Origin of the sequence: Empedobacter sp. UBA7252, from assembly GCF_002472765.1 — a bacterium.
Lineage (GTDB): Bacteria > Bacteroidota > Bacteroidia > Flavobacteriales > Weeksellaceae > Empedobacter > Empedobacter falsenii_B.
The window spans coordinates 1-23,717 of the sequence record NZ_DKSQ01000055.1; the positions used below are offsets into that span (position 1 = coordinate 1).

The window sequence follows — 23,717 nt, forward strand, 5'->3', positions numbered from 1 at the left end:
ATTCCCAACACCATTGTTTCTCCTTTGTAATTTAAAACTCCGACCGATATCTCAGTTCCATCTAAGAAAGATTCGATCAAAACTTCTTTATCTTCAAGAAAAGCTTTTTGCATTGCAGCTTCAAATTCATCTTCTTTATGAACTTTTGAAATTCCTAAACTTGATCCTGAACGATTTGGTTTCACAAAACAAGGTAAACCAACTTGATCGATAATTTCTTTTGCAGAATATTGATCTCCTTGATTAAGATAAATTGATTTCGCGTGTGGAATTCCATATTTACTCAATACTGCGATACAATCTTTTTTATTAAATGTTAAGGCAGATTGATAAAAAGGGCATCCATTGTATGGTAAACCAATCATTTCAAAATACGCTTGCAAATAACCATCTTCGCCTGGCGTACCATGAATTGTATTAAAAACGACATCAAACGTAATTTTTTCTCCATTTTTTTCAAATGAAAAATCACCTTTATTGATTGGATATTTTTCGCCTTCAATTTCGGCAAACCAACCTTCTTTTAAGATTCGAACCCTTGTTCTGTCGTACTTTTCTGGATTTAGACTTGAGTAAATTAACTCGCAACTTTTCAACGAAATCACGCTTTCATCCGTATATCCACCTGCTACAACTGCTACTCTTAACATGTTTAATTTAAAATTTATTCAAATATAGAACTTTGACATCAATCATAAATATTATTTTTAAACTATATTTGTGCGACAATTTATCATTTCAATGAAAGGAGTAAAATCAATCATTCAAGTTTTGCTGAATGTAGCTATTGTAATAGCGCTATCATTTGGGCTTTACCATTTTATTTTTAACATTTGGTTAGATTCGTATACAAATCACAATGAATTTGTTGAAGTTCCGGATTTATCTAAAATGAATATTACTGATGCTACAGCTAAGTTAGAAGAACTTGGTTTGACATACGAAGTAGATAGTTCTCGTTTTGATCCAAATACGAAACCTTTTGCTATTATGGATTTTTATCCTGCAGCAGAATCGCGTGTAAAAGAAGGTCGTCGTATCTTTATTAAGTCAAATCCGAAAACATATCGTCCAGTTGAATTACCAGATTTAGTTGGAAAATCAAAACGTTTAGCCTTTACACAATTAGAAATTTCTGGTCTTAAAATTGGAAAAATAATTTACGAACCAGATTTAGCAAAAGATGCAGTTCTTAAAATATTATACAACGGAAAAATTGTAAAAGCAGGAGAACAATTACCTCGTTTTGCGACAGTTGATTTGGTATTAGGACGCGGAATGTTATCTGGTGTTAGAATGCCTAATTTGGTTAATTTAACATTGACAGAAGCTAAAAAATCAATCAAAGATAATTTCTTCGAGATTGGTCAAATCAAATTTATTGGAGCTTCTCATGATACAATCAACGCAAGAGTTGTTTATCAATTCCCATTTGCTACGGATACTTACGATCAAGGTCAACCAATTGATATTTGGTTATCAACAGAACCTCGCGATAAAATTAGAACGCAGTTAAAAGAATTGGATGTTCAGTACAAAAACTTTGGCGAAGATACAATTAGCGGTTCTCAATATAGAGATATTATAACACAAAAAGCTGAACAGCAGATCAAAGATATGCAACAACAGCAACAACAAAATAATCAGCCTACAGAGCAACAAAAGCCTACAGAAGCGCCTAAAGCTCCAGAAGAGATTATTATAGAATAGAAAGAGAATAAATGACAGAAGATTTAGAAGATTTCTTACAAGAGGAAAACGACAATAAATTATACGAGCATTTTTCAATAACGGTTGACAAAGGTCAATCGTTATTGCGTATAGATAAGTTCTTAATGATTAGAATTGAGAACGCAACAAGAAATAAAATTCAACAAGCAGCCGATAACGGAAACATTTTAGTGAACAATGAATCTGTAAAATCGAATTACAAAGTAAAGCCTGGAGATTTTATTCAGATTATGTTAGAAACTCCTCCACGCGAGAATGAAGTTATAGCAGAAGATATTCCAATCAAAATTATTTACGAAGATGATCAAGTTGTCGTAATTGATAAAGAACCTGGAATGGTTGTACACCCTGGACATGGAAATTATACAGGAACTTTGGTAAATGCCTTAAAGTTTCATTTTGATAATTTACCATCAATGTCAGATCAGATGGAACGTCCTGGTTTGGTACACCGTATCGATAAAGACACAAGCGGACTTTTGGTTATTGCGAAGACAGAAGTTGCGATGACAAGTTTAGCAGAACAATTTGCAGCTCACACAACAGACCGTTTATACAATGCTTTGGTTTGGGGAGTTTTGGCAGAACAAGAAGGAACAATTACAGGACATATTGGTCGACACTTAAAAGATCGTATGCAAATGGCAGTTTTTCCTGATGGAGATCAAGGTAAACATGCTGTGACACATTATAAAGTAATGGAGAATTTTTCTTATGTTACATTGGTCGAATGTAAATTAGAAACTGGTCGTACACATCAAATTCGTGCGCATTTCAAACATTTGGGTCATCCATTATTCAATGATGCTCGTTATGGTGGAGATCGCATTTTGAAAGGAACAACATTCAACAAATACAAACAGTTTGTTGACAATTGTTTCGCTGCTTGTCCTCGCCAAGCTTTACACGCACGCACATTAGGATTTGATCATCCTACAACAGGAGAACGTATGTATTTCGAATCCCCGATGCCTGCTGATATGATAGATATTTTAGAACGTTGGAGAAATTATTCGGCAAACTCTGTTCATGCAACAGAACCTGAGGAAAAAATTGATCGCAACGCAAAAGAAATGGAATAGATTTATTTTTAATTATAAAGCACTTCTACGGAAGTGCTTATCTATTTCTATATAAAAACTTACACGATTTTAATCAATGAATTTTTCAGAATTAAATATAATTGAACCAATTTTAAAAGCAATTGATGAGGCTGGATATACAGAACCAACCGAAATTCAAGAGCAATCTATTCCTTTAGTTTTAGAAGGAAATGATATTATTGGTTGTGCACAAACAGGAACAGGAAAAACAGCATCTTTCGCAATTCCTATTCTACAAAACTTAACAAATTCTCCGAGTAAAGGAAGAAAAATTAGAACATTAATTTTAACGCCAACACGTGAATTAGCCATTCAAATCAACGAAAGTTTTAAATTATATGGTAAAAATTTACCATTAAAACATTTAGCGATTTTTGGAGGTGTTAATCAAAATCCACAAATTGGAGCCATCAAAAATGGTGTTGATATTTTAATTGCAACGCCTGGTCGTTTGTTGGATTTGATTGGACAAGGACATTTAAAAATTAATCAAATAGAGATTTTTGTTTTAGATGAAGCCGATCGTATGTTGGATATGGGATTTGTTCATGAAATCAAAAAGATTTTAGAAATCATTCCAAAAGAAAGACAATCACTTTTCTTCTCGGCAACGATGCCAAAAAACATTCGAAAATTTTCTCATTCAGTTCTTCGTCGTCCAAAAGAAGTCAGCGTGGCACCTGTTTCTTCGACTGCCGAAACAGTTGAGCAATTTGTTTATCATGTAGACAAAGACATGAAAGTAAAACTTTTGGTTAGCATTTTAAACGAGCATCCAGAAGATCGTACCTTGATTTTTACACGTACAAAACACGGCGCAAATCGTTTGGTAAGACACTTGGAAAAAGCAGGAATCCCTGCTGCGGCAATTCATGGTGATAAATCTCAAAATGCAAGACAACGTGCTTTAAATGATTTCAAAGAAGAAAAATTAAAAGTATTAATTGCCACTGATATTGCTGCTCGTGGAATCGATATTGATCAATTACCTTATGTGATCAATTACGAATTACCGAATGTTCCTGAAACATATGTACACCGAATCGGACGTACTGGTCGTGCGGGACGCGAAGGAAAAGCAATTTCTTTATGTGCTGCTGACGAAAGAGGTGATTTGGCAAATATTGAGAAATTGATTGGTAATTATGTGACGGTGATTAAAACACCAAAAGAGTTTTATAAATTACCTGACGCAAATAGTAACAATAATAATTTCAAGAAAAATAATACAGGTTTTAAACCCAAAAAAGATACGAAACCAAAGAATCCTCATCGAGGAAGAAGAAAATAAAGCAAAAAAAAATCACTTCGAAATGAAGTGATTTTTTTTATATTTTTCATAGTTGAGTTAAAATTATTTCTCATCAGCATATTTATCTACAATCATGCTCAATGCGCCATCAGTTGTAATATTACACGCCGTTCCAAAACTATCCTGCAATGCGAAAATAGTCAAGATTAGAGCTACTCCAGCTTCATCAAATCCTAAAACATTTGAAATTAATCCTAACGAAGCGACAACTGTTCCACCTGGAACTCCTGGTGCACCAACTGCAAAAACGCCTAAAAGCAAAACAAAAGTTACCATTGTTCCTAAATCAGGAATATGACCATACAATACTTGCGAAACCGTCATCACAAAGAAAACTTCTGTCAAAACCGAACCACATAAATGTGTATTCGAGAAAAATGGAATCGTAAAATTAGCAATCGTTGGTTTAATTACTTTACTATCGTCAACTGCTTTCACAGCAATACCCAAAGATGCAGCAGATGACATTGTTCCAACAGCCGTTAAATAGACAGGAGGATAATGTTTTAGTAGTTTGAATGGATTTGTTTTATGATAAAATCCTGCGATTGTATACATTAATGTCATCCAAATAAAATGACCAATAATAACGATTAAAATTACTTTCAAGAAAACTGGTAATTGTTTTTCAATAGAACCTTCATAACTCAAAATTGCAAAATTTGCAGCAATGAAAAAAGGTAAAATCGGAATCAAAACTTTATTTACCAAAAGAATTACAATATCTTTGAATTGATCAAAAATCTTTTCTAATTCCTTCGCTTTTGTAATCAAAATTCCCATTCCTAGCATCAACGAAATAACCAACGCTGTCATCACCGAAAAAATTGGCGGAATATCTAATTGAAATAAAATTTTTGGAACTTCTCGCAACGAATCCACTGAAGTTGGAATAGATAAATTTGGAATGATTTGATAACCTGCAATCATCGAAAATAACCCCGCTCCTATTGAAGATAAATATGCAATTAATAATGAAAAACCTACTATTTTAGCAGAGCCTTCGCTTAATTTCGTAATTGAAGAAACGATAAAACCAATCACAATTAACGGAACCAAAAAGAAAATTAATTGCCCTGTAAAATATTTTAAGGATAAAACAACTTGAATTGTATTTTCGTTCAGATAATTTCCTAAAACCAAACCGGCAATCACACCCAAAAGCAATCGAAATAATGTATTGCTCGCAATCTTTTTTAACATTTGACACAAAATTTGCGACAAATATAAACTCTATTAATTTAATAGACTAAATATATTTTTGGAAATATTTAAATTTTTTCACTAAATTATATGACATTAAAAAATACACTATCACTCTGATTTCTATTTATAATCTTTTCATATCACTCTGGTTTGCCCAAGAGTCATTATTTTAACACTCCTCTCTCACAAACTGAATTGCTAAATTCAGCGCATTATTGGAAACAATTTTAATGAATTCTTCTCGATCTAAATAGGGATAAAAATATTTTTTATTCAATGTTGAATGACCATTTGTAACAGAAATCCAAACCGTTCCAACTTCTTTTCCATCTTCGCCTTTGTTTGGACCAGCGACACCAGTTGTAGAAATACTAATATCCGTTTTTAATTGATTTCGAACACCTTTTGCCATTTGTTCAGCAATCTGTTCCGAAACTACTGTAAATTCATCAATATCAGATTGATTCACATTTAGCAAATTTACTTTTACAGAAGTGTTGTACGAAACAATTGTTCCAAAATAATAAGTAGAACTTCCCGAAACAGACGTGATCAAACTTGCTATATTTCCTCCAGTACAACTTTCGGCAGTCGAAATTGTCAATCCTTTTTCTTTTAAAATATCACCCAAAATTTGCTGCGCATTTCCTGAATTTTCAGAAACTAGAAATTCTCCTGCAATTAATTTGAATTGATTGATTTGATGCTGAATTTCATTTTGTAAAAATTCTTTATCTGTTCCAAACGCTGAAAATCGTAAATCAATAGAAGTTCGATTCGGTAAATACGCCAAATGAATAAATTCGGGCAAATTATTTTCCCATTCTTCTAACAAAATTGCTAAATCACTTTCTGGAATTCCACTCACCAAAATATCATGATGAACAATAGTTTCTGATTGAAATTGGTCTTGTAATTTTGGAATAATTTCGTCACGAATTAATCCTTTCATTTCAAAAGGAACACCTGGTAAATTGATGATAATTTTATTCTCAATTTCTGTCCAAAGACATGGCGCTGTTCCATATTTGTTCTGAATAAATATAGACTTTTTTGGAATTAACGCTTGATCTTGATTAAGATTATTCAACTCTTTTGAGTAACCTCTGGCAACAAATAATTGAACAATATTTTCTAAAACTTTAGGCTCTTTAACTAGTTCACAATTCAAAAATTGACACAAAGCTGCTTTAGTTTTATCATCTTTTGTAGGTCCTAAACCTCCTGTTACAATTACAATATCTGATTTAGAAATTCCTCGTTCGAAAGCTTCAATAATATGACTCATTTCGTCTTGAACAGAAATAATTTCTTCCACTTCAATCCCAATCGTATTCAATTGTTTGGCGATAAATGCAGAATTAGTATCTACAATTTGACCAATTAATATCTCGTCACCAATTGTGAGTAATGTCGCTTTAATTTTCATACATAAAAAAACTTGCTTAAAGTTAAGCAAGTTTGATTTCATTATTTATATGATTTTATTTTCTATCTACACCTTGATTATGTAATTCGCGCTGTTTTTGATTATCCTCTTCAATCATTCTCATAAATTCTGAATAGGATACCTTTTGTAACTTATTATTTATTGTAAAAATTGGTGCTTTTTTTAATTCTTTTTTCTTTGTCGCATTCCACGAAATCATCACTTCTACATCATCTTTCGTGTATTTATAATGCAATTCTAAAATCAAACCTTTTGTACCATAATATTTATCTGGCGAATACGAATAAGGAATTGAAGGCGCATACCAAGCAATAACTTCAACATCTTTGTATTTCCCGATTGCTTCTTTGGTTTCGATTCCAAGAATAGTTTTACTTTTTCCGGTGTCATTAAAATTTACATAATTCAGCGAATCATAAATGATCATTTTCTTTACAAACAAATCTGTTTCATTGTAAAAAACTTTCTCTTTGTAATCAAAAATTGGTTTTTCTCCTATATCTGGACTAATTCCCATTGAACCTCCTTGTGCTTGTTGAGAATTATCTATTTTTTGAATATTCACTGATTGACTTTGAGTTTTATTATAGGAAAATTGATAATTAATCGAAGGAATATTTTTAGACATTTCTAAAACTTCGTCTCTTTGTTTTTGATCTGGATAATATTGCTTCATCTCTTCTAAAGCTTTATCCGTAAAATGAATTTGAGGTTTTACTTCAAAATCTATTTCATAAAATTGTGCTTGTACAAAACTTGAAATGAGAATGATTAGTATTAATAGTTTTTTCATGTTAATTATTTTTTATCAACTCCTTCGCTATTGTTTCTCAATTCATTCATTTTTTTATTAGCTTCATCATAAATTGCATCAGTTTGATTTGCTTTTACCTCAATTCCTTTTTTAGGCACACTTATTTTAGGCGATTTTTTAGATTCTTTTTTAGCAATTGCTAACCAAGAATTGATCATTTCCGAATTATCAAAATTTAATTTATAGTGTAACTCTAAAATAAAACCTTTTGAAGTCGTATAAATATCAGGTGTATATAAATATGGAATATCTTTTGTGTACCAAACAATTATATCTATATCGTTTAATTTCCCTGTAGCTTCATAAGCTTTAAAACCAATAATATCCTTTGTTTTTCCTGTATCAGTAATATTAATCGGTATTAAATTATCTTTAACTAAATAATTTTTACCATAAACGTCTATTTCGTATGAGAATTGATTCAATTTATAATCATTTACAACAATCCCTCCCATATTCATTGGTACTTTAGAAATCATAGATTCATTATCTTGATTATTATTTATACGACGAATATATTCCGATTTACTTAACGATTCATTGTAAATAAACTTAAATGTTTCCTTTGGTGGATTTTGATTCATCTCAATCATTATCTTGATTTGCAGCTTATCACCGCCAACTGCTTCTTCAAACCATTTTAATCCTTCTTCATTGTAATGCGTTTGAACTTGTGTTTCGTAAGTAATTTCATAAAACTGCGCTTGCGCAAAACTTGAAATAATAATGATGATAATTAGTGTTAATAGTTTTTTCATAGTAGTTTAATTAAGATTTAAATATAATAAAAAAGAGACACAATAACTTGTGTCTCTTTAAAATATGATGAAATAATTTTGATTATAAAATATGTTTCTCTGCATGATAAGAAGAACGAACCAAAGGTCCTGATTCTACATGACGGAATCCTAATCCACGAGCGAAGTCTTCATATTTTTTGAATTGTTCTGGCGTAATAAATTCTTTCAAAGGCAAATGTTTTTTCGTTGGTTGTAAATATTGACCAATTGTAATGACATCTACATTTGCATCAGCAACTTCCTGAATTGTTTCAAAAACTTCGTCTTCAAACTCACCTAAACCAAGCATGATTCCAGTCTTTGTACGACGTTGACCTGCTTCTTTTGCATAACGTAGAACTTCTAACGAACGATCATATTTTGCCTGAATACGAACTTCTCGTGTTAAACGACGAACCGTTTCCATATTATGAGAAAGCACTTCTGGTGCAGCTTCTACAATACGATCGATGTGTTTTTCAATTCCTTGAAAATCTGGAATCAAAGTTTCCATCGTTGTTCCTGGGCTAATTCTACGAACAGCATGTATCGTTTCTGCCCAAATAATAGATCCCATATCTTTTAAATCGTCACGGTCAACAGACGTTAAAACCGCATGTTTTATTTGCATTAATTTGATAGAACGCGCTACTTTTTCAGGTTCTGCCCAATCCACTTGATCTGGACGACCAGTTTTTACGCCACAAAAACCACAAGAACGTGTACACACATTTCCCAAAATCATAAATGTTGCTGTTCCTTCACCCCAACATTCGCCCATATTAGGACAACTTCCACTTTGGCAAATTGTGTTCAATTTATATTTATCAACTAAACCTCTTAATTCACGATGTTTTTTCCCTGTAGGCAATTTTACACGCAACCATTCAGGTTTTTTTACTCTTCCATCTGGTAATAGCTCAACACTCATACATTACTTTTCTGATTGGCTAATTTACAATTTATTTTTCTAAAATAAATTCAATTGTTGCGATTCTAATTCTAACAAAAATTGTTTGCGTTTCTTTCCGCCTGCATATCCAGTTAACGAACCATCCGAACCAATTACACGATGACAAGGTACTATGATTGCAATTTTGTTTTTCCCGTTCGCATTTGCAACTGCTCGTATCGCTAATAAATCTCCAACAGCTATCGATTGATCTTTGTATGATCTTGTTTCTCCAAACGGAATTTTGATTAATTCGTTCCAAACTTTTTTCTGGAAATCTGTTCCAATCAAATCAAGCGGAATGGTAAACACTTTTAAATTCCCTTCAAAATAATCGTTCAATTCATTTTCTAAACGGTTCAAAACCTCATCTTCTTTTTCTAAAATATCACCCAAGTTTTCTATTTCTTTGAGTTGTTTTTCGGTCGATTTTCCATCAAAAAACTCTAACATACAAAGTCCTTTTTCCGACTTTATTGCAAGCATTTCTCCAAGAGGTGTTTGTATTTTTTTTGAGTGAAACATTTTATAAAATTTTAGTTGAAAGTTAGAAAAATATAGTCGTAATTTGGTATCAAATTTGTTGTTAAAAATATCATAAAATTAATTTATGAAAAAATCTATATTCGCGAGTATTTTCGCATCCTTCATTATATTCTCTTGCCAATCAAAAGGTGTTCAACAAGAACAAAAAAACAATAGTATTGATAATGCTATTCCTGCTATTGTAGCTATGGCAGAACATAATTCTAAAAACTCTTTGAATTGGGTAGGAAAATATGAAGGAATTTTACCTTGTGCCGATTGCGAAGGAATAAAATATATTGTTGAATTGAAAAAAGATGGTAACTTTTTTATTGAGCAAGAATATTTAGGAAAAGAAACAGTTTATCAAGACGAAGGATTTTATAAATGGGATGCTTCTGGAAATGTTTTACATTTAAATTCTAATGTAAGTCCATTAGTGTTGAAAGTTGAAGAAAATAGATTGAAAGTTTTGGATCAACAAGGAAAAGAAATTACAGGAAATTTGAAAGATAAATACATCTTGAAAAAGACTAAATAATAAAAAATAAAAGGCAATCTCGATTACGGATTGCCTTCTATTTTTGAAATTATTTTAGTTCAATAAATGATCTTTTGTTAATTTTTCAAAAACTTTAATTACACCAATTACTTGAATTTCTTCTTGTAAATATTCTTCAAAAGTAAAATAGTTGTAAGCTTCAATTTCATTTGTTGGTTTTATTTCTTCGTTCAAATCGTACAAAAAACAATCTTGTTCCATCAAAAGATCCTGTTCTCCATATGCTTCAGCTGTAATATGACAATAAAAATTGAGCTCTTCTCTTACCAAATCCAAACTCAATTCTTCTTTTATTTCTCTTACCAAAGCTGTTTCAGAATTTTCACCTTTATCAATTTTTCCACCTGGTAAATACCACGCTTTTTTATTTTTGCTAAATGTCAAAAGCAGTTTATTATTTTTAATAACTAATAAACCCGCTGTTGGTAATTGAATCATCTTTTATTTTTCTAAACTTTTTTGCCATTCCCAGGCAGTACGCATACTTTCTGATAATTTTGTTTCAGGTTTCCAACCCAATTCTTTTTCTGCTAAAGAGTTATTTGCATAAGCTTCGATAATATCTCCTGCGCGACGCTCTTTGATTTCGTATTTCAATTTCAAATCATTGGCATCTTCAAATGCGTGAACAACTTCTAAAACCGTAGATCCTGTTCCCGTTCCAAGATTAAAGAATTCTAGCTTTGCTTTATTTTTATTTTCGATCAAACGAGTTACCGCTTTTACGTGTGCATCAGCCAAATCATTTACATTAATATAATCACGAATTGCCGTTCCGTCACGCGTTGGATAATCATCTCCCCAAACCGATAATGCTTCTCTGATTCCAGCTGCAGTTTGTGTAACATAAGGAATTAGATTATTTGGAATTCCTTTTGGTAATTCTCCAATTTTAGCAGTTGGATGCGCACCTACTGGATTGAAATAACGTAAACAAATCACATTTTTATCAAATGCTGCTGAGAAATCTTCTAAAATTTCCTCTCCCATTTGTTTCGTTTTTCCATAAGGAGATTCAGGTTTTTTCAGTGGAGTTTGCTCGTCAATAGGCATTTTATCCGCTTGTCCGTAAACTGTACAAGACGAACTAAAAATAATATTATCTGTATCAAAATCTTTCATCGCATCCAAAAGATTAATCAAACCTAAAATATTATTACGGTAATACATCAACGGTTTTTCAACAGATTCTCCAACTGCTTTATGCGCTGCGAAGTTGATAATTCCGTCTATTTTATTTATTTTGAAAAATTCGTTTACTTTTTCTTGATCTTTTAAGTCAATCTCGAAATAAGTTGGTTTTGTTCCAGTAATAGAAGTAATTTTGTCCAACACGCCAATTTCTGTGTTCGACAAGTCGTCTATAATCACAACTTCATAACCTGCATTTTGTAAAGCTACAACTGTGTGCGAACCAATGTAACCCAAACCTCCAGTTACTAATATTTTACTCATTTTTAATATTTAGTTTTTATAGTGAAATCAAATTTAGGAAAATAAAAAAGCTTCTGAAACTAATCAGAAGCTTTTTCGTATTATTTTTAGGATAAATTATTTTCCAAAAAATTCGCGAACAGCAGAAGTGATGTAAGCCAATTGCTCCTCATCTAACTCTGTGTGCATTGGTAAAGACATTACTTCTTCTACCAATTTGTTTGTATTTGGGAAATCTGCATCATTATAATGCCCGTTATCATACGCTTTTTGTTTGCGTAATGGAACAGGATAATAAATCATCGCAGGAATTTCTTTCTCAGTTAAAAACGCTTGTAATTCATTACGTTTTCCATTTGTTACACGTAACGTATATTGATGGAATACGTGAGTTGTGTCTTCTCCTTTTACAGGCGTTAATAATGCATCAATATCTTTAAAAGCATCTGTATAATAAGCCGCAGCTTTGTTACGAGCAGCGTTATAATCATTTAAGAAAGGTAATTTACGACGTAAAACTGCTGCTTGAACAGAATCCAAACGAGAGTTAACACCAACTTCATCGTGGTAGTAACGTTTGTACATTCCGTGATTTACAATTCCACGTAAACGATGTGCAATATCATCATCATTTGTAAAAATTGCTCCACCATCACCATAACAACCTAAGTTTTTTGAAGGAAAGAAAGATGTACAACCAATGTGACCAATTGTTCCAGCTTTTCGACCTTTGTAATCCGCTCCAATAGCTTGTGCAGTATCTTCTACAACATATAAGTTATGTTCTTTTGCAATTGCCATAATCTCGTCCATATTCGCACATTGACCAAATAAATGAACTGGAATAATTGCTTTTGTTTTTGGCGTGATTGCCGCTTTTAATTTTTCTGTATCAATTGTAAAAGTATCATAATCAACGTCAACTAAAATCGAATTTAATTTCAATAAATCAACAACCTCTACTGTTGCAGCAAATGTAAAATCTGCCGTAATTACTTCATCACCTGGTTCTAAACCTAAAGCCATCAAAGCAATTTGCAACGCATCAGTTCCGTTTCCACAAGGAATTACGTGTTTTACATTTAAGTAATTTTGCAATTCAGTTTCGAATTGTTTTACTTCTGGTCCATTAATAAAAGCAGCCGAATCCAAAACATTCAAAATTGCTGCATCAACGTCTCCTTTTATTTTTTGATATTGACTTTGTAAGTCAACCATTTGTATTTTTTTCATAACTTAATGAATCTTTCAAAATCTACAACTTTAAAAAGTCGTTATTATTACAACAAATGTACAAAAAAAGCTCATTCTAAATTTTTAACTTTGCAACATTGTGCAAGGATTTTATAACACATCAATTAAGGCGTACGGAATGGCGCTAAAATTGGCTTCGAATTTTAACGAAAAAGCAAAACTTTGGGTAGATGGAAGAAAAAATTGGGAAGAAAAAATAGCTTCTAAAATTTCAGAAACCGATAAAGTTTTGTGGGTACATTGTTCATCTTTAGGCGAATTTGAACAAGGTAGACCAGTGATCGAAGCATTGAAAGAAAACTATCCAACACATAAAATTGCTGTTTCATTTTTCTCTCCTTCTGGTTATGAAATTAGAAAGAATTATCAAGGCGCAGACGTTATTTTTTATTTGCCTTTGGACACAAAATCAAATGCAGAAAAGTTAATAAAAGTGCTTCATCCAGAAATTTTGATTTTGGTGAAATACGAATATTGGTTTAATTTGATTATCGAATTACATCAGCAAAACATTCCTTCAATAGTGGTTTCGTCAATCTTTAGAGAGAGTCAAAATTTTTTCAAAAAAGACGGAAATAATTGGTTTGCGAAAAAATTAAGTTTGATAAATCATTTCTTTGTTCAAAATCAAAAATCAAAAGATTTACTGGATTCAATCAATATCACACAAAATACAATTGCAGGCGATACGCGATTTGATCGTGTCAAACAGATCATTCATCAAGATAATGAATTGGATTTTATGAATGATTTTAAACAAAATTCGAAATTAATTGTTGTTGGAAGTTCTTGGCCAAAAGATGAAGAATTATTTGTGAATTTAATCAACCAAAAATTAAATAATGATTGGAAAATTGTTTTTGCACCACATAATTTGAATGATGCTGAAATCAATTCTTTTCAGAATAAAATCAACCAAAAAGCAGTTAAATTTTCTGATTTAGAAAAAACATCCAAGCAAGAGTTAATCGATTCGAAAATATTTATTCTAAATACAATTGGTATTTTATCAAAAGTCTATTCTTATGCAGATATTACCTATATTGGCGGAGGTTTTGGTGCAGGAATTCATAACACGTTAGAAGCTGTAACATTTGGAAATCCTGTCGTTTTTGGTCCTAAATACAAGAAATTTCAGGAAGCTGTGGATTTGATAGAAGTTGGCGGAGGATTTTCTATTGCTAATCGACATGAATTTGATACAATTATGAATCGTTTGATGAACGATGAAAATTTCCGAAAAGAAAGTGGAAAAAAAGCTAGAGATTTTGTTCAAAATTCACCAAATGCAACTAAAATTATTTTAGAATATTTAGATGATATTTGTAAATCTTAAAATTTTATCAATTTTTAACAAAAAAGGCACAGAAATTGTGAATCAAAAAAGCATTATTGATTTTTTTAAAGTGTAAATCAATCTTCTGTATGAATAAAACTTTACTTTTGAATTAATTATTATAACTCAGACTTAAGTAATAAAAAAATGAAGAAACTTATTTTAGGAATAGCACTTTTCGGTGGATTAAGTGCAGTAAACGCGCAAATTGATTTAGGAGTAAAAGGAGGTCTTAATTTTCCAACCTTATCTGGAACCGAAAGTTCTAAATTCAGAACTGATTTTTATGTTGGTGGTTATGCTAACTACAAAATAACGGATCAATTCAGTTTTCAACCAGAGGTTTTATACTCTAAACAAGGTGCTGGGATCAAAAAACATGATGGTAGTGATAAAAAAATAGTTACACATAATATCAATATTCCGTTAATGGGACGTTATGAAATTATGGAAGGTTTAAATGTTGAATTTGGTCCTCAATTGGGTTTCTTGGTTTCTGCTAAAGAAAAAACAGAATTCAATAAAATTAAGACTAAAGAGCCAATTACAGATAATTTCAAAACATTTGATTTTGGATTAAATTTAGGTGCTGGATATAAAGTAACAGACGAGTTAGAAATTAATGCTCGTATTACAAAAGGATTAACAGATATCAATCATAATCCTGCTGCAAAAAGTACAACAAACACATATTTTAGTGTAGGTGTAGCGTACAAATTAACTGAAATGTAATTCATTTCCATTCAAAATTCAAGGAGCTTTTTTGCTCCTTTTTTTTGTAAAGTCGTTAAATAATTCAAAAATAAGTTGGTCAAATTAAATTAAATTCTATATTTGTAGTAATAAAAACACAGTTGTAGATATGAAAGTTAAATTATCAAGAAGAGAGGAAGAAGTAATGGAAGTTATCTGGAGTGGAAAACAAGTTTTTGCGAAAGATATCATCGATTCCTATGACGATCCAAAACCTGCGAATACTACAATTTCTACCTTATTAAAAAGGATGCACGACAAAGGCTATATCGATTACGAACAAATGGGAAATTCGCGTCGATACTATGCTTTGGTGAAAAAAGATGATTATTTTTCAAAAGAAGTAAAAGGAATGATTTCGAACTTCTTTAATAATTCGGCAACACAATTTGCTTCATTTTTTGCAAAATCGAACAATATGTCGGTCGAAGAATTAGAAAAATTACGTGATATAATTGACAACGAAATAGACCGTAAAAAAAAATAGCCTATGGTTGCCTTTTTTATAAAATTTATTCTTTGTTCTGGATTTTTATATTCCTTTTATAAACTTTTTTTGGAACGTGAAAGCATGTATAAAATCAATCGATTTTATCTGTTGTTTTCGTTGATATTTTCGTTAATCGCGCCTTTGTACAAAATCGATTTGCCTATCACAGCGACAGAAACGAATATTTCGCCCGAATTATTGGCTTTTCTAATGCAAAATCCTAAATTGTTGCAACAAGAAAAAGGAATCAATTTTGGTGATATTTTGAATGTTATTTACATTTTGGTTGGCGTAATATTTCTTGTAAGATTTATCTACAATTTGTACGAATTGATGTTCAAAATTAAGACAGAAGAAAAGATCGAAGATCAAGAAATTACATACATTCTCGATTTAGATTCGAATCAACCATATAGTTTTTGGAAATATATTTTTATTCCGAAAAAGCAACTAAAAAGTTTACATCAAAATTTAATTGATCACGAAAAAGCGCATTGCATTCAGAAACATAGTTTGGATATTTTGTTGATCGAAATTTTTCAGATTCTTTTTTGGTTCAATCCGTTTATTTATTTCTATAAAAAATCAATCAAACTAAATCACGAGTTTTTGGCAGATGAATATGTTTTGAAAAGAAACTCAGATTTAAAAACTTATCAACATCAAATTTTAGATTGTATTGCAACGCAAAATCCATCTATGATGGCGAGTAATTTCAATTTTATTCTAACTAAAAAACGCCTACTTATGATGACAAAAAATACATCGAAACGAAAAGTAAAGATTCTTTCGTTTGCATCATTACCTTTTATATTGAGTGCATTTGTATTATTTTCTCAAAAATCTTTCGCACAAGAAGTTGAGAAAAAAGCTCAAAAAGTAGAACAAGTTTTGGAAAAACCTGTTCAATCGCAGGCCGAAATTCTTCTTGGACAAGCAACTACTTTAAGAGATTCGCTTCTCAAAACAGATCAAGTCAAAACGGCTACACCAATAGAAAAAGTGATTACCAAAGATGAGCTAAAAACGATTCTGAAAAGTAATCCGCAAAACAAAATTATCTTGAATGACGCAGGAGATATCATTCTGAATGATTCTATCAAAATAAAAGATATTGTCTTGAAAAAAGAGTTGGTTCCGACGATTTTATACGGAACGGATGGAAAAGTTTTGCAAAAAATTGATCCCAAAGAAATAGAAAAAGTTTTTGTAAAAAGTAATGAAGGTTTGATAGAAATTATCAAAAAAGATTCAAGTATCATCAAAATTTTTAATTCAGAAAAAGACATTCCGAATATTGATAAAAAAGTAAAAACAGCTAAAATGCCAACATTAAAAAATAATATTACGTTGAAAAATGGTTATTCTATTTATACAGATAAAAATGGTGTTGAGCATAAAATTATTAGTTCTGAAATTGATAAGGTTTATTTAGAAAATCAATTAAAATCAAAAGAAATTGATAATGGTTATAGTCTAAGTTTTTCAAAAAATAAAGGAGTTGATAAAGCGGAAATAGAAAAACAATTAAAAGAAGCACAAGCAAGAGGTTATGATATTACAGCTATAAAAACTGATACTAAAAATCCCGAAATACAAAAATTAGGTTCATTTACTGTAAAAACATTCTATTCTGAAGATCCTAAAGAAATGAGTAAACATCTTGAAGAAAAAAAGAAAGAACTTGAATTACAAGAAAAAAACACTAAGAAAATGCTAAAATAGATTGAGAAAAGGCAAAAACAGCTAAAAAAAGAAATTAAGAAATAATCAAAATTTCATAGTATATATAACATATTCAAAAAAAAGGAAACTCGTTCGGGTTTCCTTTTTTAGTACGTCATGTTTTGGCATTCTGATTTCTTATTTTTGAGAAGATTGTTTAACTTTCCTAAAAATTCAGAATTTGTTACAAGCAGGCGATTTCAAAATTTACAATGCATCCGCTGGTGCAGGTAAAACTTATACGTTGGTGAAAGAATTTCTTTCGTTGTTATTAACCAATGAAAGCGATTATCATTTCGAACATATTTTAGCCATCACATTTACCAATAAAGCTGCTGGTGAAATGAAAGAACGTATCATCGAAACGTTAGAAGAAATCGCCAAAAATCCTAATCCAAAAGAAAATCAATATATTCTGGAATTAGCTTCGGAATTGAATTTGAAACCTGAAATCATTAATACAAAAGCATATAATATTCTGATTGCGATTCTACATAATTATTCCAAATTTTCGATTTCTACGATTGATAAATTTAATCTTCGATTAATGAAATCTTTTGCACAAGATTTGGGATTATCGATGAATTTTGATGTCGAAATGAATACAAATGAAATCATTAATGAATCGGTTGATTTGTTGTATTCAAAAATTGGAGAAGACGAAAAATTAACGCAAACAATGATCAAAATTGCGTTGGATAATATGGACGAAAATAAATCGTGGGATATTCGAAAAACGCTTTCTTCAGACACTTCAGATATTTCTAATGATCGACATTTGCAAGATTTAGAAAAATTAAAAAACATTTCGTTAGACGAATTTATTCGTTACCGAAAAGTTATTTTTGATGATATAAAAACTTTGAAAGATGGTTTGATTACAATTGGAAATGAGTTTTTCGAATTACTTGCAAACAATGGAATTTCGGCAAATGAATTACCAGGAAAAAGTCGTGGAATTGCAGCTTTTTTTCAAAAATTAAAAAACTTTGATGGTTTTGGTTTGATTTTGCCAACAGATGCCAACACAAAAGATATTTTGGAAGGTGGTTACCTTTCGAAAGTGAAAGATGCAACTGCTGAATCTATTTTTCCTCAAATAAAAGATTTGTTCGAAAAAGCTGCAAATATCAACGATCACTTACTTTTATTAACTTCGATTCAGAAAAATATATCTTCGATCTCACTGATTAATGAGGTTGAAAAATCATTGGATTCGATCAAAAAAGATTCAAATGTTTTGTTGATTAATGAATTCAATACCATTATCAGTAAAAATCTGCAACAACAACCTGCCAATTTTATTTATGAGAGAATCGGTTCCCGTTACAATCATTATTTTATTGATGAATTTCAAGATACATCAACGTTACAATGGAATAATCTGAATCCGTTGGTGGAAAATGCACGCGCGCAATCTGACACAATTATGCTGGTTGGCGATGCAAAACAGTCTATTTATCGTTGGCGAGGTGGAAATCCTGCGCAAATGATTGATTTAATTGATCGAAAAGAGGAAGAAAATATAAAAGTTGAAGAGTTAGAAAAAAACTGGCGAAGCCACGAGAATATTATCCAATTTAACAATGAATTGTATTCGTTTATCGCACCACAACTCAATTTGCCGAGTTTTCAATATTTGTACGAAATCGGAAATAAACAATTGACCAATCATCAAAAAGATGGGTTTGTCAAAATAAACTTCATTGAGCAAGAAGGTCGTTCGAAAGATTTATTTAAAGAACAAAATTTAGAATTGGTTTTAAAAACGATAGAAGATTGTCGAGCAAATGGTTTTTCTTTAAATGATATTGCAATTTTGGTTCGTAGTAATGCGCAAGGGATTTTGTTAGCGAAATATTTGACCGAAAATAACTTGGTTGTAATTTCAAATGAAGCTTTGTTGTTAAAAAATTCTTTCGAAATTCAATTGATTGAATATTTGTTCAAAATCACATCAAATCCTCAAGACGAGCAATCGAAAATTCGTTTTTTGATGGTGGCTTATGAATTAGAATTATTCAAAACGAATGATTTAACAATCACAGTTGAAAAAGCATTAAAAGGTGATTTGCCTAAGTTTTTAAAATTAACCAAATCAGTTGGAATTGATTTAGATTTTATTCAAGATCAAAACCTTTCATTATACGATTTCACCGAAAAAGCGATTCGAACTTTACATTTACAAGAGCGTTCACCAGCTTATATTTTGAGCTTTTTGGATGTTATTTTAGAATATTCATCAAAAAACGAATCTGATCTTAATTCATTTCTTGAGTTTTGGTCAACGATCAAAGATAAAGCGAGTATCAAAACACCAAAAGGTGTCGATGCAATCCAGATTATGACGATTCATAAATCAAAAGGATTGGAATTTCCAGTTGTAATTTTACCATTTTTGGATTGGCAAAGTAAGAATTCTAAAATTTGGATTCCATTACAAAAAGATGAAGAAAATCCCTTCGAAACATTTTATCTTGGAATTAATAATGAATTAAAATCAATCAAAAATGAAGCGATAAAATCGAAGATTGACGAAGAAGAGAATTTGGTTCAATTGGATGAAATTAATACGCTTTATGTTGCAACAACGCGTGCAAAAGAGCAATTGTATATGATTGCGCTAAAACCGAAAGAATCTTCGAAATCTAAAAATATTGCAAATTATTTACACGAATTTGTATTCAGTAAAGGTTTTTCTGAGGATGAAGTTATTTTGAAAGGTTCTCCAGAACGAATTTCAACTCCTAAAATCATAGAAAACTCTTCGGCTGAGTTAAAAATTTATTCTTCGGATTGGAATACGCGTTTAGTGATTAATACGAATTCGGAAAAGGCGCAAGAAAAGTTAAAATTCACCGAATTTGGAAATACAGTTCATAACATTTTATCGCAAATTGTTACACAAAATGATTTACCAAAAATCATCGAAAGTGAAAAACAACGTGGTACAATTTCAGTCGAAAATGTAGAACATCTGCAAAAAACCTTGCAAAATTTATTACAAGATGCTAAATTAGTTCCATATTTTGCTGAAGGTTTAACCGTTTTAAATGAACGCGATTTTATTGATGAAAATGGACAAATTTTCAGAGCCGATCGTGTGGTAATTGATTCTGAAAATAATTGTTCAATTATCGATTATAAAACTGGTCAACCCGATTTAGATCATCATTTTCAAGTGAATAGATATACAGATTTTTTTAGAAATTTAGGTTATAATATTCAGACCAAAATCTTGATTTATATTGATGATGAACAGCAAAAAATAAATGTTGTAGAGGTATTTTGATGAATGAAAATGTAAAATTAAAATTAGCGAGTTTACCCGAAACGCCTGGTGTTTATCAGTATTATAACAAAAAAGGAGATTTGTTATACATTGGCAAAGCGAAAAACTTGAAGCGTCGCGTGAATTCGTATTTCAATAAACAACACGATTCAAAACGTTTGCGTGTTTTGGTGAGTAATATTGATAACATCGAAACCATCAACGTAAATTCTGAATATGACGCGTTGTTGTTGGAAAATAATTTGATTAAAGAACATCAACCGCGATATAATATCCTGTTAAGAGATGACAAAACCTATCCTTGGATTTGTATCAAAAATGAACGATTTCCGCGAATTTTTTCGACTCGCAATGTAATCAAAGATGGTTCGGAATATTTTGGACCATATTCTAACGGAAAAGCGATGAAAGTTTTGTTAGGTTTGATCAAAGAATTGTATCAACTAAGAACATGTTCGTACGATTTGAGCGAGAAAAATATTGAAAATCATAAATTCAAAGTTTGTTTAGAATATCATATTGGCAATTGTCTTGGTCCTTGTGAAGCTTATCAAACCGAAGAAGAATACAACGAACAAATTTCGGCAATTCGTAATATTATCAAAGGAGAATTTAACGAAGCAAAACAATATTTGGTCAATCAAATGACGAAATATGCATCGGATTTGAAGTTTGAAAAAGCGCAAATGATTAAAGAAAAAATTGAAGCGTTGCAGAATTATCAATCTCGATCTACAATTGTTTCGCCAACGATTACCAATGTTGATGTTTTTTCGATTACGTCAGACGAAGAATATGCGTATGTCAATTTCATGAAAATTTATCACGGTGCTATTATACAGTCGCATACAGAGGAATGGAAAAAGAAATTGGATGAAACGGACGAAGATTTATTGGAGCGCGCAATTATTGATTTTTCAGATCGATTTAATTTAACTTCGAAAGAAATTTATGTTCCGTTTGAATTGAGTTTAGAAATTCCGTTCAGAAAAATTACAGTTCCAAAAATTGGCGATAAAAAACATATTGTCGATTTATCATTAAAAAATACTCGAATTTATCGTTTAGAACAGCTTAAACAAACTAAAATCGTCGATCCTGATCGTCATACAAATCGTATCATGAATCAGATGAAAGTTGATTTACGTTTACCTGCAGAACCTCGACATATAGAAGGTTTTGATAACTCTAACATTCAAGGAACGAATCCTGTTTCGGCTTGTGTGGTGTTCAAAAATGGAAAACCAAGCAAAAAAGATTATCGTATTTTCAATGTTAAAACTGTAGAAGGGCCAAATGATTTTGCAACTATGGAAGAAGTGATTGAAAGACGATATTCAAGAGTTTTGGCTGAAGGAGAATCTTTGCCTCAATTAATTTTGATTGATGGTGGAAAAGGACAATTAAGTTCTGCTCTAAAATCGATTGATCGTTTAGGGTTACGTGGAAAAGTTTCCGTGATTGGAATTGCGAAACGTTTGGAAGAAATTTATTATCCAGACGATCCTTATCCGTTATATTTGGACAAAAATTCTGAAACCTTAAAAGTGCTTCAACATGTGCGAGATGAATCGCATCGATTTGGAATTACGCGTCACCGAAATCGTCGAAGTAAAAACGCTTATAATTCGGTTTTGGAAGAAATAGAAGGTGTCGGTCCGCAAACAATTAAAGAATTATTAACAAAATTTAAATCGGTCGAACGAATAAAAAATGCATCTTTGTTAGAATTAACCGATTGTATAGGAAAATCTAAAGCAAAAAAAATAAAAGATTATTTTTCGAATGATGAAAAATCTACTAATTGACAGAGATTTAACGTCTCTTTTGAACAATCCAAAGTTACAAGCTACTTTGGCAATTGTTCCTATCACTTTATTTATACTTGGCTTGTTAAGTTATTTTGGAATTTTTTATTCGATGTTTAGCACGCTCGATGCGCAGCTAGGACATTTAGGAAGTTCTAAATCACTATTGAGTGCCTTATTAGGAAATCTTATCATTTTTATCTTTTTGGTATTGATGAGTTTTTTCACTGGTGTGATTTCTTTTGTTTACTTTATTGTGCATGCTTTAAAGAATCCAAATTTGATAAAAAGTGATGATCGTTTGGTCTGGATTACGATTATTATTTTTGGAAATGGAATAGGAATTTTTGTCTATTGGCTAACTCAAATCAAGCGAAAAAAGCCTCGTCCAATTATTGATTTATACACAGACGATATCTAAAAATATAAACTGTTTTACTAAATTGTAAAGCAGTTTTTTTATGAATTATTTCAAAAATTTGTACCTTTTAACTACAAATCAAAACAACATGAAAATAGTAGAATTATTAGCAAAAGAATTGCAAAACGAGTATCAAATTACCAAAGAATTTATTGCAAGATTTCCTGAGGATAAAACGACATACAAACCTCATGAAAAAAGTATGGATATTACAACTTTAACAAATCATGTGGTTGAAATATTTGCTTGGCCAGCTTTGATCTTAACAACTGATAAATTAGATTTTGCAGCAGGGGATTACAAACCGACAAAATTTACCTCTATTGAAGATTTACAACAAAAATTGGATGATGATTATGAATTAGGAAAAGCGGCGTTAGAGAATGTGAACGAAGATCATTTATCAAAAAGATGGCAAGTTACAGAAGGAGAAACTGTTTTTGCAGATTTTACAAAATATGAAGCAATTCGTCATGCTTTAAATCAAATTACACATCACCGCGCTCAATTGGGAGTTTTTTATCGCTTACTTGGAATAGATTTACCTTCGAGTTATGGACCAAGTGCTGATTCTCAAAAGTTTTAAAAAATAAAAAAGACCTCTAATAGAGGTCTTAAAATCATAATTAGTGTTAATTGTATTACTGATCAGTAATATTATTATCTCAAAAATATAACATATATCATATTTAAGCAAATCTAAGTTATGTTTTTTTTAAGAAATATTAACAATTTTATAATATTCGTAGTTAATAATCTATTTTATTAAT

General features: G+C 31.0%; 22 protein-coding genes. 12 read left to right on the forward strand and 10 right to left on the reverse strand.

All coding sequences use genetic code 11. The features are described from left to right. Positions 1-650: ATP-grasp domain-containing protein (locus tag B2X73_RS07765; protein ID WP_291096162.1), on the reverse strand; the 650-nt coding region annotated here is incomplete at its 3' end. 91 nt (positions 651-741) lie between these two features. Between B2X73_RS07765 and B2X73_RS07770 the strand changes: the two genes are divergently transcribed. The 3 genes from B2X73_RS07770 to B2X73_RS07780 all read left to right on the forward strand — a co-directional run bounded on the left by B2X73_RS07770 (position 742) and on the right by B2X73_RS07780 (position 4,125). Beyond that, entirely contained in the window at positions 742-1,710 is a 969-nt protein-coding gene (locus B2X73_RS07770) for a PASTA domain-containing protein (RefSeq protein ID WP_286494713.1), read from the forward strand. Positions 1,711-1,721: 11 nt separating this feature from the next. After that, positions 1,722-2,813, forward strand: coding sequence for an RluA family pseudouridine synthase (locus B2X73_RS07775; protein WP_115001543.1), 1,092 nt, complete (start codon positions 1,722-1,724; stop codon positions 2,811-2,813). Positions 2,814-2,889: 76 nt separating this feature from the next. Continuing rightward, the gene (locus tag B2X73_RS07780) at positions 2,890-4,125 is read left to right on the forward strand and encodes a DEAD/DEAH box helicase (protein ID WP_286494714.1); all 1,236 of its coding nucleotides are present in this window, start codon (positions 2,890-2,892) and stop codon (positions 4,123-4,125) included. Positions 4,126-4,188: 63 nt separating this feature from the next. Here B2X73_RS07780 and B2X73_RS07785 read toward each other — a convergent pair whose 3' ends face one another. The 6 genes from B2X73_RS07785 to B2X73_RS07810 all read right to left on the reverse strand — a co-directional run bounded on the left by B2X73_RS07785 (position 4,189) and on the right by B2X73_RS07810 (position 9,872). Next, a complete protein-coding gene (locus tag B2X73_RS07785; protein WP_286494715.1) occupies positions 4,189-5,349 on the reverse strand; it encodes a dicarboxylate/amino acid:cation symporter in 1,161 nt (386 codons plus the stop codon). A gap of 172 nt (positions 5,350-5,521) precedes the next feature. Then, positions 5,522-6,781 (reverse strand): CinA family nicotinamide mononucleotide deamidase-related protein, encoded by a 1,260-nt coding sequence (locus B2X73_RS07790; protein WP_291096164.1) that lies wholly within the window; start codon positions 6,779-6,781, stop codon positions 5,522-5,524. A 55-nt stretch (positions 6,782-6,836) separates the two neighbouring features. After that, the gene (locus B2X73_RS07795) at positions 6,837-7,595 is read right to left on the reverse strand and encodes a GLPGLI family protein (protein ID WP_280049095.1); all 759 of its coding nucleotides are present in this window, start codon (positions 7,593-7,595) and stop codon (positions 6,837-6,839) included. Between the two features lie 5 nt (positions 7,596-7,600). After that, the gene (locus B2X73_RS07800) at positions 7,601-8,374 is read right to left on the reverse strand and encodes a GLPGLI family protein (RefSeq protein WP_291096166.1); all 774 of its coding nucleotides are present in this window, start codon (positions 8,372-8,374) and stop codon (positions 7,601-7,603) included. Between the two features lie 82 nt (positions 8,375-8,456). Then, positions 8,457-9,326: a lipoyl synthase gene (gene lipA / locus B2X73_RS07805; protein WP_180905058.1), complete on the reverse strand. Its 870-nt coding sequence runs from the start codon at positions 9,324-9,326 to the stop codon at positions 8,457-8,459. A gap of 39 nt (positions 9,327-9,365) precedes the next feature. Then, positions 9,366-9,872, reverse strand: coding sequence for a methylated-DNA--[protein]-cysteine S-methyltransferase (locus B2X73_RS07810; RefSeq protein ID WP_291096168.1), 507 nt, complete (start codon positions 9,870-9,872; stop codon positions 9,366-9,368). A gap of 85 nt (positions 9,873-9,957) precedes the next feature. On the opposite strand from B2X73_RS07810, the gene B2X73_RS07815 reads away from it, so the two are divergent. Beyond that, positions 9,958-10,413, forward strand: a complete 456-nt coding sequence (locus B2X73_RS07815) for a copper resistance protein NlpE (protein ID WP_219033668.1) — start codon at positions 9,958-9,960, stop codon at positions 10,411-10,413. Between the two features lie 54 nt (positions 10,414-10,467). Here B2X73_RS07815 and B2X73_RS07820 read toward each other — a convergent pair whose 3' ends face one another. From B2X73_RS07820 to B2X73_RS07830, 3 genes are all read right to left on the reverse strand, one after another. Further along, positions 10,468-10,872 (reverse strand): NUDIX hydrolase, encoded by a 405-nt coding sequence (locus B2X73_RS07820; RefSeq protein ID WP_221854189.1) that lies wholly within the window; start codon positions 10,870-10,872, stop codon positions 10,468-10,470. A gap of 3 nt (positions 10,873-10,875) precedes the next feature. Next, positions 10,876-11,889 carry a UDP-glucose 4-epimerase GalE gene (galE, locus tag B2X73_RS07825; protein ID WP_221854190.1) on the reverse strand — a complete coding sequence of 338 codons (1,014 nt, stop codon included), beginning with the start codon at positions 11,887-11,889 and terminating at the stop codon, positions 10,876-10,878. A 96-nt stretch (positions 11,890-11,985) separates the two neighbouring features. Continuing rightward, positions 11,986-13,101, reverse strand: a complete 1,116-nt coding sequence (locus tag B2X73_RS07830) for a DegT/DnrJ/EryC1/StrS family aminotransferase (protein ID WP_286494721.1) — start codon at positions 13,099-13,101, stop codon at positions 11,986-11,988. A gap of 100 nt (positions 13,102-13,201) precedes the next feature. On the opposite strand from B2X73_RS07830, the gene B2X73_RS07835 reads away from it, so the two are divergent. The 8 genes from B2X73_RS07835 (at position 13,202) to B2X73_RS07870 (ending at position 23,533) form a co-directional block, all read left to right on the forward strand. Further along, positions 13,202-14,458, forward strand: a complete 1,257-nt coding sequence (locus B2X73_RS07835; RefSeq protein ID WP_291096170.1) for a 3-deoxy-D-manno-octulosonic acid transferase — start codon at positions 13,202-13,204, stop codon at positions 14,456-14,458. A 147-nt stretch (positions 14,459-14,605) separates the two neighbouring features. After that, entirely contained in the window at positions 14,606-15,190 is a 585-nt protein-coding gene (locus B2X73_RS07840) for a porin family protein (RefSeq protein ID WP_221854193.1), read from the forward strand. Between the two features lie 130 nt (positions 15,191-15,320). Beyond that, on the forward strand, positions 15,321-15,698 hold the full coding sequence (locus B2X73_RS07845; RefSeq protein ID WP_038331851.1) for a BlaI/MecI/CopY family transcriptional regulator: 378 nt from the start codon (positions 15,321-15,323) through the stop codon (positions 15,696-15,698). Positions 15,699-15,782: 84 nt separating this feature from the next. After that, positions 15,783-17,426, forward strand: a complete 1,644-nt coding sequence (locus B2X73_RS07850; RefSeq protein ID WP_286494723.1) for a M56 family metallopeptidase — start codon at positions 15,783-15,785, stop codon at positions 17,424-17,426. A 181-nt stretch (positions 17,427-17,607) separates the two neighbouring features. Further along, positions 17,608-20,718 carry a UvrD-helicase domain-containing protein gene (locus tag B2X73_RS07855; protein ID WP_291096173.1) on the forward strand — a complete coding sequence of 1,037 codons (3,111 nt, stop codon included), beginning with the start codon at positions 17,608-17,610 and terminating at the stop codon, positions 20,716-20,718. After that, positions 20,718-22,526 (forward strand): excinuclease ABC subunit UvrC, encoded by a 1,809-nt coding sequence (gene uvrC, locus B2X73_RS07860; RefSeq protein WP_280036900.1) that lies wholly within the window; start codon positions 20,718-20,720, stop codon positions 22,524-22,526. Before B2X73_RS07855 ends, uvrC begins: the two co-directional genes overlap by 1 nt. Continuing rightward, on the forward strand, positions 22,507-22,947 hold the full coding sequence (locus B2X73_RS07865; protein ID WP_257467985.1) for a hypothetical protein: 441 nt from the start codon (positions 22,507-22,509) through the stop codon (positions 22,945-22,947). Before uvrC ends, B2X73_RS07865 begins: the two co-directional genes overlap by 20 nt. Before the next feature lie 88 nt (positions 22,948-23,035). Next, on the forward strand, positions 23,036-23,533 hold the full coding sequence (locus B2X73_RS07870; RefSeq protein WP_125348619.1) for a DinB family protein: 498 nt from the start codon (positions 23,036-23,038) through the stop codon (positions 23,531-23,533). The last annotated feature ends 184 nt before the right edge of the window (positions 23,534-23,717 follow it).

What these genes read in the sequence shown, in the direction of transcription:
- B2X73_RS07840 (WP_221854193.1), top strand. Translation starts at nt 14,606, where the DNA reads ATGAAGAAACTTATTTTAGGAATAGCACTTTTCGGTGGATTAAGTGCA.
- B2X73_RS07795 (WP_280049095.1), bottom strand. Translation starts at nt 7,595, where the DNA reads ATGAAAAAACTATTAATACTAATCATTCTCATTTCAAGTTTTGTACAA.
- lipA (WP_180905058.1), bottom strand. Translation starts at nt 9,326, where the DNA reads ATGAGTGTTGAGCTATTACCAGATGGAAGAGTAAAAAAACCTGAATGG.
- B2X73_RS07770 (WP_286494713.1), top strand. Translation starts at nt 742, where the DNA reads ATGAAAGGAGTAAAATCAATCATTCAAGTTTTGCTGAATGTAGCTATT.
- B2X73_RS07830 (WP_286494721.1), bottom strand. Translation starts at nt 13,101, where the DNA reads ATGAAAAAAATACAAATGGTTGACTTACAAAGTCAATATCAAAAAATA.
- B2X73_RS07870 (WP_125348619.1), top strand. Translation starts at nt 23,036, where the DNA reads ATGAAAATAGTAGAATTATTAGCAAAAGAATTGCAAAACGAGTATCAA.
- galE (WP_221854190.1), bottom strand. Translation starts at nt 11,889, where the DNA reads ATGAGTAAAATATTAGTAACTGGAGGTTTGGGTTACATTGGTTCGCAC.
- B2X73_RS07790 (WP_291096164.1), bottom strand. Translation starts at nt 6,781, where the DNA reads ATGAAAATTAAAGCGACATTACTCACAATTGGTGACGAGATATTAATT.
- B2X73_RS07775 (WP_115001543.1), top strand. Translation starts at nt 1,722, where the DNA reads ATGACAGAAGATTTAGAAGATTTCTTACAAGAGGAAAACGACAATAAA.
- B2X73_RS07810 (WP_291096168.1), bottom strand. Translation starts at nt 9,872, where the DNA reads ATGTTTCACTCAAAAAAAATACAAACACCTCTTGGAGAAATGCTTGCA.
- uvrC (WP_280036900.1), top strand. Translation starts at nt 20,718, where the DNA reads ATGAATGAAAATGTAAAATTAAAATTAGCGAGTTTACCCGAAACGCCT.
- B2X73_RS07815 (WP_219033668.1), top strand. Translation starts at nt 9,958, where the DNA reads ATGAAAAAATCTATATTCGCGAGTATTTTCGCATCCTTCATTATATTC.
- B2X73_RS07800 (WP_291096166.1), bottom strand. Translation starts at nt 8,374, where the DNA reads ATGAAAAAACTATTAACACTAATTATCATCATTATTATTTCAAGTTTT.
- B2X73_RS07820 (WP_221854189.1), bottom strand. Translation starts at nt 10,872, where the DNA reads ATGATTCAATTACCAACAGCGGGTTTATTAGTTATTAAAAATAATAAA.
- B2X73_RS07785 (WP_286494715.1), bottom strand. Translation starts at nt 5,349, where the DNA reads ATGTTAAAAAAGATTGCGAGCAATACATTATTTCGATTGCTTTTGGGT.
- B2X73_RS07780 (WP_286494714.1), top strand. Translation starts at nt 2,890, where the DNA reads ATGAATTTTTCAGAATTAAATATAATTGAACCAATTTTAAAAGCAATT.
- B2X73_RS07845 (WP_038331851.1), top strand. Translation starts at nt 15,321, where the DNA reads ATGAAAGTTAAATTATCAAGAAGAGAGGAAGAAGTAATGGAAGTTATC.
- B2X73_RS07865 (WP_257467985.1), top strand. Translation starts at nt 22,507, where the DNA reads ATGAAAAATCTACTAATTGACAGAGATTTAACGTCTCTTTTGAACAAT.
- B2X73_RS07850 (WP_286494723.1), top strand. Translation starts at nt 15,783, where the DNA reads ATGTATAAAATCAATCGATTTTATCTGTTGTTTTCGTTGATATTTTCG.